The sequence below is a fragment of the Chryseobacterium sp. Leaf394 genome (genome assembly GCF_001424105.1).
GTDB lineage: Bacteria > Bacteroidota > Bacteroidia > Flavobacteriales > Weeksellaceae > Chryseobacterium.
Genome location: NZ_LMQH01000011.1, coordinates 671238 through 682913 on the forward strand (window position 1 = coordinate 671238; position 11676 = coordinate 682913).

The following is an 11676-nucleotide window of genomic DNA, read 5'->3' on the forward strand; positions in this document are numbered from 1 at the left end:
TAATACTACTTTGAAAATATTTTTTTTAATTTTCTTTATATAATACTTACAAATACGTATAAATACTGAATCGTATATGATTTAATAAGCATAATTTTGTACTGTATCAAGCGATTACGATATCATTATTATATTAAGATTACAGTAGTAAAATTCATAATTATAATTATATTGTTCTATCGTTTATTTGAAAATAATTATATATTTGCATTGAATTCTCAAAGGATTAAAAAATGCCTGATTGCCAAACAACACCGAATCACTATGAAATATTTTAATGAAATCTCATTAAGGATTTAGGATTCTCTTACCTGAGAATTAATTGCTGTGATTTTCAGTAATGGATTGAATAAATCTCTTAGAATATACTTACATTATTCTACTAATACGTAAAATTCTTCTTATCAAAATAGCTTCTTACACTTATATTTTATCATGTAAGAAAAATTACTTTAATCTTAAAAACAAATAATTATGGACGGAACAATTGGAGAAATCCGGCTTTTTTCTGCGAATTTTTCACCTCGAAACTGGGCGTACTGCTCAGGAAGTTTAGTTGCAATCAGATCCAACACCGCTTTGTTTTCAATTCTGGGAACTACTTACGGAGGGGATGGAGTGAATACATTCGGACTTCCCAATCTTGCTGGAAGAACTGCCGTAGGTGCAGGTCAGGGGCCGGGACTGGGGTACTACGCATCGGGTATGATGACAGGTGTTAATTCCATAACGCTTACAGTGGGAAATCTACCCACTCATACCCACGAAATAAGCGGAAACATTTTGATTCCTGCTTATTCAGAAAGCGGTAATTCAGCGTCACCATCAGGAAATGTTCTGGCCGCGAAGGATCAGATGTACAGCACGCAGCAAAGCGATGCAACAACGAAAGCAACTGCTGTTTCTATGCAGATTGGTTTCTCAGGAGGAAATATCCCTGTTGATATTACCAAACCTTCAATCGGAATGAATTATGTGATCTGTATGTATGGGATGTTTCCGACACGCGATTAATTTTTTTATAATTAAATAACTAATAACAAATACAATAAATTATGGAAGGTTATATAGGAGAAGTTCGATTATTTGCGGGTAATTTCGCGCCAAGGGGATGGGCTATTTGCGACGGAAGACAGGTAAGTATAAGTAACTACGAGGCTGCTTACACTATAATAGGTGTGACTTTTGGCGGAGACGGGCAATCTAATTTTATGGTTCCCGACCTCCGTGGCAGGGTTCCCGTTGGTACAGGACAGGGAGCAGGTCTTAATGTAACATTAGGTCAGGCAGGTGGAACAGAAACTGTGACGATGACACCTGCACAGATGCCCCAGCATACTCATACTGCTATTGCGACAATTGCTTTTCCGGCATATTCGGAAGGTGGTAATGCCGGATCACCTCAGGGAGCTGTGTTAGGCGGTCTTCAGGGAGCCTATTCCACCGAGGCGCCCGATACAAACATTGCGCCCGCTGCCAATTCAGGATCCTTAAACCCAACTGGTAATAATTTGCCATTTGGAATTGTGCAGCCGATCATGGCCACGAATTATATCATATGTCTGGAGGGCATTTACCCCAGCAGAAACTAACAAACAAAATTATTAATTTCAAAAACAAAACATTATGGAAGGAACAATGTCAGAAATAAGACTTTTTGCCGGAAGTTTTGCGCCAAAATATTGGGCTTATTGTCAGGGTCAGACCATGCAGATCAGTACTAACCAGGCATTATTTGCGCTTTTGGGAACTATGTATGGAGGGAATGGGTCAACTACTTTTATGCTTCCTAATTTTTCGGGCAGGATGCCAGTAGGAACTGGTGCTGCTGCAGGCATTAAAACAATTCAGTTGGGACAAATATCGGGTCAGTCCGCAATTACCCTTACAGTTGACAATATGCCTACGCATACACACATGCCAATTTCGGAAACCGCTTCCATCACTGCGTTTTCAGAAGGCGGAGATATAGGGTCACCTACTAATAATACCTTAGCTTCTGTTCAGGGTCTTTATTCCACAGAACAGGCTGACAGTACTTTAAAACCCATAGCGAATACTTTTAATTTAAGTGCTGCCGGGCAATCACAGTCAATCAATATTCAGCAGCCTTATTTAGGAATGAACTACATCATCTGTTTAATGGGGATATTCCCTTCCAGAGATTAACTATTTATTATCAAGGCCTCTAACGAAATTATTTTAGGGGCTTTAATTAAATTATGATTATAGCTTTACTTTTACCAAAATCAGTTATTTACCCATCTATTTCATTTGACATTATGGATGGTATCAGGCAGTCGTTTAAAACATTGGGTTTACAGGATGAACACAAAATAATATCTGCAGGAATAGGGGTTGGATCAAAACATGAAGAGATTTATGAGAGATGTGAACAGTTTCTGTTGGATGGTGTTGATATAGTTATCGGTTATATCAATCCATTAGCTGCAGAATTTGTCCATCCTCTTTTTGAGGCCTCGGGGAAGACTTTATTGGTTCTGGACAGCGGTTACCATTTTCCAAATTTTAAAGGCAGGCTTTCCAATGCTTACTTTATATCTCTCCAAGGGTGTATGTCTGCAAGGGTTATTGTAAATAAAGCTTTTCAGGATGGATATAAGAAATTTGCATTTACGTGTTCTTTCTATGATGCAGGATATAGGCCATCATATGTTTTTCCTGCGGCCGTGGAAAATAATGGAGGTGAAATTGTTTTCAATCATGTCACTTCTTTAAAACGCAGTGATTTTACAATGGCTCCTTTGTTTAATTTTATTCAGGAAGAAAAAAAGACGGCAGTGCTCGCAACCTTCTGTGGAGATATGGCGGAAGATTTTTTTAACGGAAGTCACAATATCATAAAAAACAATAATGTATATATTGCAGGATACACAGCTGATGAAACATGGCTTTCTAAAATACGGTTTCCAGAAAACGATGTATGTGTTGCTGTCCCTTGGTCCCGAAATCTTACTATTGAAAAAAATCAAATCTTTGTTCAGGTAATGAACAACCTCAAAGAAGGAAAAGCAAACCTTTTTTCTCTTTTAGGCTGGGAGGCAGCCTTATTTATAAATAAGGAAAATGTGATTTTTGATGATATGTACATCGACTCACCGCGAGGCAGGATTTGGATGAATCCTGAGAACAGATTTTCGGAAGCTCCAACCTACATCTCAAAAGTAACTGAAGATCAAAGTACCGGGAATTGTGTTTTGTCAGATTTAGTGGAGGCATCTGAAACTGAAAGAGAGAGAGAATTATTAAAAGACGATATCAATTATTTACAAAGCATTGAGGCTAATACATGGTTTAATGCTTATGCATGTTTAGAATCATAGGATTATGACAAAAGTAGCGGTTTTATGTAACAACAGAATGGCAGTTCCGGCATTACAGACATTACTGGCAGAGAATAAATTATGCGCTGTTGGCGTACCAGCCGATAATATTGAAATTACTGAGTTATTTAGCGTGCTTACTACTCAGTACAGTATTCCGTTATTGATTCTGAAAAAAGAAAGTTTTTCAGAACAGCTACATGCGTTAACGGCACAATCCGATGCCGAATTTATTTTTGCAATGACTTTTCCGTGGAAGATTCCTTCCGATATACTAAAATTATATCCTGATAAATTTTACAATTTCCATTATGGACTCCTGCCGGAGATGCGTGGTGTTGATCCTGTTTTTGAATCCATAAAAAATGGTTTGCAGGAGACAGGTATTACGGTTCACGCTATTGAAGAACAAATTGATGCAGGTGCAATTATTCTGAAAAAAATCTTCCCGCTTGATTCGTCCATGACCCATGGTATGCTTTGTACTCATTTAGCCTGGTTAGCATCCAATATTGTAGAGGAGCTTTTAAATAAACTTAGAGTTAACAAAAAAGGGACATTGCAGGACATAACGAAAGCAAGGTATTTCAAAAGACCTGAAGCAGCTGATGTTTCTATTTCATGGCATAATAAGGACGCAACAGAAATTGAAGCTCTTGTAAGAGCATGCAACCCCTGGAACAAAGGTGCATATACCCAGTGGAATGGTTGGAATATCAGAGTGGTTGAAGCAACAGTTGTCGTCCTGGAAAAGAAAATAACACAAGCATCAGGATCTGTCGTCACATTAGACGAACATAATGGACTGATAATAAAATGTAATAACGAAACTTTTCTCCGACTGAATATTATTTATGTTGACGAAGGTTTCATGAGTGGACACAAGCTACTTTCTTTTGGGATAAAAAAGGGGAGTAGTTTTTAAGTTTTTAGCTAATAAAAAAAAGTTTTTATGAAAAAATTCTATTTTAAATTTAAGAAAAAGGTGACGCAGGCTCTAACACTGGCCGCATTGTCAACCGGAATCCTCAGTAACGCACAGTCGACACTTGCCGCCGGGGACATTGCTTTTACCAGTTACGATGCCAGCCCTCAGGCAGGAGTTGGAGATGGATTCTCTTTTGTCGCGTTAGCTCCGATTGCTGCTGGTACAATAATCAGTTTTACTGATCAGGGTTATAATGGTTCGGGGTGGCAGCCCGCCGGAAGCACGGAATCCAGTATTACATGGACAAGTTCTGCTCCTATTGTTGCCGGGACGGAAGTTCATATTTTGGGTTTATCTTCTTACACGTATAATTTACAGACAAATACTTCAACTGTAAACGGTTCTGTGACCCGGACAGATGGAACAACAAATAACGGCCTATCAATGTCAAATGTCGGTGATCAGCTTATCGCCTATCAAGGTGGTGGAGGTAGTATTTCAGGCGCAGGTGTTACACTTCTTGCAGGCATAAACTTTTTCTACACTGGTACAACAACTGCAGCAGGGTGGAACGTAGGATCTCCGTTCCCCAATCCAAATGCTTCTTTAATGCCTCCTAATCTCGCTGCCGGTGGCAGTGCGTTTTTTACCGGGGCACTTACAGGCACTACTTCTGCATCAGCAGGTAAGTTCAACTGTACAGGTACACCTTCTACAACCGTTGCCGGTATTCGTTCGGCAGTCACAAATTCTGCTAACTGGACTTTAAGCGCAACTTCAGCCGGTTTATATTCCGGCTGCAACTTTTTATCCAGTAATCCTGTGATCACGACTAACCCCGTAAATACCACTAAATGTGTTGGTGCTTCAGCAACTTTTTCGATTGCAGCTTCATTAACAACATCTTACCAATGGTATCAGAATTCAGGGACTGGTTTTGTTGCATTAACCAATAATACCATGTATTCAGGTGCTTTAACAAATACACTGACAATTAACGGTATTACAGCAGGAATGAACGGATATCTGTACCGTTGCATAGCCACTAATTCATCAGGTTCGGCGACTTCAAACAGTGCCTCATTAACCATAACAAACGTCAGCGGGTCTACAGTTGTTACAAACGTTGCATGTAATGGTGGTTCAAATGGAGCTATTAACCTGACCGCCTCAGGTGGTGTAGCACCTTATACTTTTAATTGGGGCGGAGGCATTACTACAGAGGACAGAACCGGTCTTGGTGCAGGTAATTATTCTGTAATTATTACAGATGCAGGTGGTTGTACAGGTACAGTAAATGTTACGGTTACACAGCCTTCATCAGCCGTTGCCGGAAGTACAGTTATTACCAATGTCAGTTGTAACGGGGGAGCAAACGGCGCCATTAATCTTACTCCTACGGGAGGAACAGCTCCATACACATTTAACTGGGGTAGCGGGATAACTACAGAGGACAGAACTGGTCTGTCTGCGGGTGTTTATGCTGTTGTTATTACAGATAATTATGGCTGTGTAACGGTAGTCAATGCTACAGTAACACAACCTCAATCACCGGTTTCCGGTACAACAGTTGTTACCAATGTCAGCTGTAACGGAGGTTCTAACGGATCTATAAATCTTACTCCCGCAGGTGGAACAGGACCTTATACCTTCAATTGGGGTGCTGGTGTCACCACAGAGGACAGAACAGGTTTGACCTCAGGTAGTTATTCTGTAATTATCACTGATTCTAAAGGCTGTACCGGCACTGTGAATGTTTCCATTACACAACCTTTAGTAGTTTCAGGAACGACAATAGTCACGAATGTGTTATGTAACGGAGGTTCCAACGGTGGTATCAATTTGACTCCTACTGGGGGAACAGCTCCATACACGTTTAATTGGGGCGGGGGTATTACTACCGAGGACAGAACAGGTTTAACAGCAGGAAATTATTCTGTTACTGTAATAGATGTCAACGGTTGCACAGGAACGGTAAACGTAAATGTAACTCAACCTTCAGCAGTTTCAGGAACGACAGTAGTTACGAATGTGTCATGTAACGGCGGTTCTAACGGTGCTGTAAATTTGACTCCTACAGGGGGATTAGCTCCATATACCTTCAATTGGGGTACTGGTGTCACTACTGAGGATAGAACAGGTTTGGGAGCAGGTAGTTATTCTGTAATTATTACAGATAACAATGGATGTACAGGAACGGTAAATGTGACTGTGACACAACCTTCAACAGTTTCAGGAACTACAATAGTTACGAATGTTTTATGTAACGGAGGTTCTAACGGTACTATTAATCTGACTCCAACAGGAGGAACTGCGCCATATACCTTCAATTGGGGTGCCGGTGTCACTACTGAGGATAGAACAGGTTTGGGAGCAGGTAATTATTCTGTAATTATTACAGATTCTAAAGGCTGTACCGGAACTGTAAATGTTTCAATTACACAACCTTCAGCAGTTTCAGGAACGGCAGTGGTCACGAATGTGTCATGTAACGGAGGTTCTAACGGTGCTATAAATTTGACTCCTTCAGGCGGAACAGCTCCATATACCTTTAATTGGGGCGGAGGTGTAGCTACCGAGGACAGAACAGGTTTAACAGCAGGTGCTTATTCGGTAACTATAACAGATAGCAATGGATGTACAGGAACAGTAACTGTATCCGTGTTACAACCTACATCAGCAGTTTCAGGATCGACTGTCGTAACAAACGTTGCCTGTAACGGTGGATCTAACGGAGCAATCAATCTGACTCCAATCGGAGGAACTGCACCGTATACTTTTAATTGGGGTAACGGCATTGCGACGGAAGACAGAACAGGCCTTGTACCAGGCAATTATATTGTCATTATAACTGATTTTAACGGATGTACAGCTACAGTCAGTTCAACGGTTACTCAGCCAAACGCTGTCGCAGCACCTACAGGCGCGGCAGTACAAAGCTTTACCGCTGGCGGTTCACTAAGTACATTGGTAGTAAACGGACAAAATGTCAAATGGTACGGTTCATCTTCTGATGCCTCTGCCCATACAGGTAATTTGCCGGCAGCAACTTTAATTGTTAACAATACTACCTACTATGCCACGCAGACAATTAATGGTTGTGAGTCAACTGCCTCCCTTCCTGTACTTGCTTTTAACGCAAGCTTAAATGTTTCTGATTATGTGAAAAATATTTCCGAAATGCAAATTTATCCTAATCCAGTCCAAGACATACTTAATATCACAGGGGATGATAAAATATTGAGAATGATTATATTTTCTGCAGATGGAAGAAAGACAATCGAATCGGAACCTTCTCACGGCGAAAGAAGTATTAATGTAAGCAACTTAGTACAGGGATCTTATATTATCCAAATTTTCACCAGGGATAAAAGCCAAACTCTTAAGTTTATTAAAAAATAGATTTGATAAACAATATCACTAACAGCAGCATTTTAATGCTGCTGTTTTTGTTAGTAATAAAAAGGTTCAGTACGAAAATAAAGATGCTTCCAGTGATGTATGCAAAACATTTTATTTTGATTTATTATTTAACCATGAAAATGTGCAAGTTCAAGATTTTTTCGTTTTGAATTTTTTAGTCAGCACAAAAAAATTTCTTTTAACATTTCAGTTATGCCTACTGTTATAAAAGCTCTCAAGCGGTTGAGGATATATCCACATCTATACATTTTCTTCAAATCGAAACTGTCTTACTTGATCTGTATATAAATTATTAATGGAGTTGTTAATAAGATTTAAGCATTATACAGAATTTTTTTTAATTCTTTAAAGAGTATATTACCCATGCCCCTAATTTTAGAAAAACTATCTATACCTACTTCGTCCACTGCGAGTCTTATTTCGTTAACAGTTAACTCGTGGTTCCAGATGGAAATTAAACTCTTTTTCACAATATTGTAAAGCCTCGGACTGGCTGAATCTTTGAACAAAGTCACTTCTGACTGCACTTGCGCTATTTGTTTTAAATCATTTTTGCATTGTTCACGGTATTTTAAAATAATTTCGAGTGATTTCAAATACTCGTCTCGTGATATCATAATCGGGAAATTTAAGAGTGAGAATAAAACTATGGTAAAAAATAATAAATTCCAAACTGTATAATCTTATTTTATTATCAGCTACAGTAATATTGCCTGATAGGACATACATACCCAAATTTACAAAGGTCTGCTCTACAATATAAGCGATCATTCTTTGTGACTTACTGTATTTTTCAAATTTAATCAAAGTTCTTAAAACAAATTTATAAGACAAATGTAAATGCTTAGCCTATATTATAGCAATCTAATCTTGTTTTCATATTTACTTCATTAAAAAGGTAAAAAAACACTGAATGCGAATTCTCTCAAAGACTAAGTCTAAAATTAAGGTTGCAGTCCATCGAATATACTGTTTTAATTAAGCATCATTTTTCAATTTAGTTTATAATATATAAAATCCCGAATTATAAAGTGTATTTAAAATTGTAATCTATTGGTATTTAAGTGATTATAGTTCCAGGATGTTAGAAAAAAAATATGTCAAAAAAATGTGATCACAATATTGTGTATTATTAAATTTTTATCTTTCTTTGAAGAGTTGAAACCAAATGCGCAAAAAGTTTAAACACAATCAATTTTAACATTAAAAAAATTATTAAATGAAAAAAATCATCTTAGGACTGTTTTTAACAGTTGGAGTTTCAGGAATCGCTTTAGCAGGAAGTGTTGATCTAGAAAAAAAATCAGAAAATAGCATTGTAAAAAATACTTATGAAATAAGCAATGTTTCAAATTCAGAAAATGCAGAGGATATCCGCTCCATCTGTACAATTACAATCACGGCAACAAATCAATATGGACAAGTTGTCTCGCAATGGCAAGAGAATTATTATGTTGAGGACTTTGATTTTGCAGGGTGCGCCGCAATTGGAAAGAAAAGAGTGGCAGAATTAAATGCAGGACTATAAATAATAACATAACTGGAGTGGTGTTTTAAAACACCACTCTCTTTTTATAAATATGAAGAAAACTATCTTAACATTTATGATCTGTGCCTTCGGGCTTTTGTCAGCACAAAATTTTCATATAAAGTATATTAACGCAATTTCACCTATAGCTAACGTGCAGGAAGATCTATATATTTCTGATAATAATGTGATTAGCATCAGAGATTCGATAGTTAATTTTTACTCAAATCAATCTGGCAATATCAGATTTAATGAGAATACTAATAATGTTCAGATTTCTCCCAAATCTATCCCACATAAGGTTGTCATAGATAAAAAAAAGGAAAGTGATTTCGTTACAGTTTTTGAGTATCTGGGCGAAACCAAATACGAAATTTTAGACAAGATACCCCAAACTAAATGGATAATAAACTATAACTCTTCAAAGGATATTGAAAATTATAAGTGTTTTGAAGCAAGAACTAATTTTAGAGGAAGTAATATAATTGCTTATTTTACCAAAGAAATTCCTTATTCTGCAGGACCATTTAAATTTGGAGGTCTGCCAGGAACGATTTTAGAAGTATCTGAAGAAAACACAAACTTCAATTCATGGATGGCTATTTCGGTTGAAAAAAGTAGTGCAAAGATTAATGTTGATACAAAGAATGCAAAGAAGATTGATTTAAAGCAATATGTTGATCTTATTGAAGAAGAAAACGATAAGTTCTTTTTAAATAACACAAAAAATTTGGGAAACAATGTTACCGTCAATAAAATGAAAGTACCAAGGCAAGGAATTGAGAAAATATATGAGTGGGAAAAAAATAATAAATAATATATTGATATATGTCACACTTATATTGTGTGTGCAGATTTTTGGTCAGGATCTGAGAGTAGTTTATGATTACAAGTATCATATTGATTCTTTGAATATTGAAAACGAACAATCTGAATATATGATCTTAGATATCGAAAAAACAAGATCAATATTTTGCAGTTATCCAAAATTTGTCAATGACTCTTTGATGTTTAATCGAAAGTTATCTGATTTTCAGGTTCCGGTGCAAAGTGATAAATCTAAAATAAAGGACTTAATATTAAAAGATTACAAGTCTCATCGAATTTTCTTGTATACACAGATTGGTCCGCAAGCATATAAGATTGATGATGATACTAAAGTAAAGTGGGATATTTCAGCGGAAACAAAAAATTTCAACGGAATCAAAGTTCAAAAGGCAAGTGCTAATTTTATTGGAAGAAGTTGGACGGCATGGTTTAGTAACGATTATCCTTTTCAGGATGGACCATACAAATTTAGAGGTTTACCCGGACTGATATTAGAATTGTATGATGAAGATATGTATCATCATTTCAAAATGCTCAGCATCAAAAGAAGAAATTTTGTTAAAAATTATACTATTTTGGAATTGGCAAAAGAATTTACAGCTGTGAGATTTGCCGAATTATGGAGGGATTATGTACAAAATCCATCCAAATTTTACATTTCTTCTGGATCCAATTCTGGATATAATATGTCTGTAACAATGGATGGGAAAAGTTATTCTGAAGTTGAACTATTACGAGAGATTGAGAAGAGAGAAAAAGAAAAATTAGAAAAGATCAATAATTTCCTGGATTTAGAGTTATATAGGAAAAAAAAGAATTAACCATGGAATCTTCCAAGGCTTTTATAAACAAAAACTATTGTTAAGTGTAAAAAAACTTAACTCTGCATTATCTCAAATTATTCATGAAGAAATAATCCAATTTATCAAAAGAAATCATGTCTACCTTGTCATGCTGATCTTTATGAAGGATTATGGATGAAAAAAAACACAAAAATTGGAAAATTTCCTTCATTCTGATTAGGATTCTTTGTAAGCGGGTATTTTTATAATCTCACTAATTAAGCACTTGAGTCAGCCAAAAAATTTCTTTTACATTAACATACTCTATTTGTTTAACTCTAAATGAGATTAGCGTTTTTTGAGATTCGGATAATTCACAGCTAAAATGTTGATCCTAATTTATTTCAAGAATAAATTTTTGAATTAAAATAGTGATATGATTAATTTTTGATATGCTTATTCTAATAAATTATATTTTGTAATAATTTCTTCATATTTTTCCTTTGAAAGAAAAATGTAAGAATCTATCTTTATTCCATATTCATTATATTTATTAAATGAGATACTGTTTTGGTTACTTAAATAACATAATGTTTCTCTTCTGAGATGACCATTGAAATGATACTGATTTACCCAACCCATAGTAATTCCGTTTCGGAATTCTTCTTCAGATTCGACGTTACCATTTGGATGATAGCCTAAAACTGCATATCCCGTAAAAAGTTGTCCGTTATAAGATAACAATTCTTGAGCTTTGTTATTTGCTTCTTCTAAGTCATCAAAATGAACTCTAATTTTATGTGGCTGTTTTGTAGGCAATGTTAGCTTTAAAGATTTTTTTTT

The 11676-nt window shown here is 36.3% G+C and carries 11 protein-coding genes; 9 read left to right on the plus strand and 2 right to left on the minus strand.

The features are described 5' to 3' along the window. Positions 1-474 precede the first annotated feature (474 nt). The 6 genes from ASG21_RS07545 to ASG21_RS07570 are packed head-to-tail and all read left to right on the plus strand — an operon-like array spanning position 475 to position 7674. The gene (locus ASG21_RS07545; protein WP_056077785.1) at positions 475-1014 is read left to right on the plus strand and encodes a tail fiber protein; all 540 of its coding nucleotides are present in this window, start codon (positions 475-477) and stop codon (positions 1012-1014) included. A 41-nt stretch (positions 1015-1055) separates the two neighbouring features. After that, the gene (locus tag ASG21_RS07550) at positions 1056-1592 is read left to right on the plus strand and encodes a tail fiber protein (protein WP_056077788.1); all 537 of its coding nucleotides are present in this window, start codon (positions 1056-1058) and stop codon (positions 1590-1592) included. 34 nt (positions 1593-1626) lie between these two features. Further along, positions 1627-2169, plus strand: a complete 543-nt coding sequence (locus ASG21_RS07555; RefSeq protein WP_056077791.1) for a tail fiber protein — start codon at positions 1627-1629, stop codon at positions 2167-2169. Between the two features lie 53 nt (positions 2170-2222). Continuing rightward, on the plus strand, positions 2223-3344 hold the full coding sequence (locus tag ASG21_RS07560) for an ABC transporter substrate-binding protein (RefSeq protein WP_128414243.1): 1122 nt from the start codon (positions 2223-2225) through the stop codon (positions 3342-3344). A 4-nt stretch (positions 3345-3348) separates the two neighbouring features. Further along, positions 3349-4269 (plus strand): formyltransferase family protein, encoded by a 921-nt coding sequence (locus ASG21_RS07565; protein WP_056077797.1) that lies wholly within the window; start codon positions 3349-3351, stop codon positions 4267-4269. 27 nt (positions 4270-4296) lie between these two features. Continuing rightward, positions 4297-7674, plus strand: a complete 3378-nt coding sequence (locus ASG21_RS07570; RefSeq protein WP_056077800.1) for a T9SS type A sorting domain-containing protein — start codon at positions 4297-4299, stop codon at positions 7672-7674. A 335-nt stretch (positions 7675-8009) separates the two neighbouring features. Here ASG21_RS07570 and ASG21_RS07575 read toward each other — a convergent pair whose 3' ends face one another. Next, positions 8010-8312 (minus strand): hypothetical protein, encoded by a 303-nt coding sequence (locus ASG21_RS07575; protein WP_056077803.1) that lies wholly within the window; start codon positions 8310-8312, stop codon positions 8010-8012. A 602-nt stretch (positions 8313-8914) separates the two neighbouring features. Here ASG21_RS07575 and ASG21_RS07580 point away from each other — a divergent pair. Genes ASG21_RS07580 through ASG21_RS07590 form a run of 3 tightly spaced genes read left to right on the plus strand, consistent with a single transcriptional unit; the run spans position 8915 to position 10872 of the window. Then, positions 8915-9223 (plus strand): hypothetical protein, encoded by a 309-nt coding sequence (locus tag ASG21_RS07580; protein WP_056077806.1) that lies wholly within the window; start codon positions 8915-8917, stop codon positions 9221-9223. 52 nt (positions 9224-9275) lie between these two features. After that, positions 9276-10040 carry a GLPGLI family protein gene (locus tag ASG21_RS07585; protein WP_056077809.1) on the plus strand — a complete coding sequence of 255 codons (765 nt, stop codon included), beginning with the start codon at positions 9276-9278 and terminating at the stop codon, positions 10038-10040. Further along, on the plus strand, positions 10015-10872 hold the full coding sequence (locus tag ASG21_RS07590; RefSeq protein ID WP_082482396.1) for a GLPGLI family protein: 858 nt from the start codon (positions 10015-10017) through the stop codon (positions 10870-10872). Before ASG21_RS07585 ends, ASG21_RS07590 begins: the two co-directional genes overlap by 26 nt. A gap of 417 nt (positions 10873-11289) precedes the next feature. On the opposite strand, the gene ASG21_RS07595 is transcribed toward ASG21_RS07590, so the two are convergent. Continuing rightward, positions 11290-11676 (minus strand): hypothetical protein (locus ASG21_RS07595; RefSeq protein WP_185113719.1); only part of this gene is annotated, 387 nt, incomplete at its 5' end.

Coding starts and splice junctions, on each gene's coding strand:
- ASG21_RS07570 (WP_056077800.1), top strand. CDS start 4,297: ATGAAAAAATTCTATTTTAAATTTAAGAAAAAGGTGACGCAGGCTCTA.
- ASG21_RS07590 (WP_082482396.1), top strand. CDS start 10,015: ATGAGTGGGAAAAAAATAATAAATAATATATTGATATATGTCACACTT.
- ASG21_RS07550 (WP_056077788.1), top strand. CDS start 1,056: ATGGAAGGTTATATAGGAGAAGTTCGATTATTTGCGGGTAATTTCGCG.
- ASG21_RS07545 (WP_056077785.1), top strand. CDS start 475: ATGGACGGAACAATTGGAGAAATCCGGCTTTTTTCTGCGAATTTTTCA.
- ASG21_RS07575 (WP_056077803.1), bottom strand. CDS start 8,312: ATGATATCACGAGACGAGTATTTGAAATCACTCGAAATTATTTTAAAA.
- ASG21_RS07580 (WP_056077806.1), top strand. CDS start 8,915: ATGAAAAAAATCATCTTAGGACTGTTTTTAACAGTTGGAGTTTCAGGA.
- ASG21_RS07585 (WP_056077809.1), top strand. CDS start 9,276: ATGAAGAAAACTATCTTAACATTTATGATCTGTGCCTTCGGGCTTTTG.
- ASG21_RS07560 (WP_128414243.1), top strand. CDS start 2,223: ATGATTATAGCTTTACTTTTACCAAAATCAGTTATTTACCCATCTATT.
- ASG21_RS07565 (WP_056077797.1), top strand. CDS start 3,349: ATGACAAAAGTAGCGGTTTTATGTAACAACAGAATGGCAGTTCCGGCA.
- ASG21_RS07555 (WP_056077791.1), top strand. CDS start 1,627: ATGGAAGGAACAATGTCAGAAATAAGACTTTTTGCCGGAAGTTTTGCG.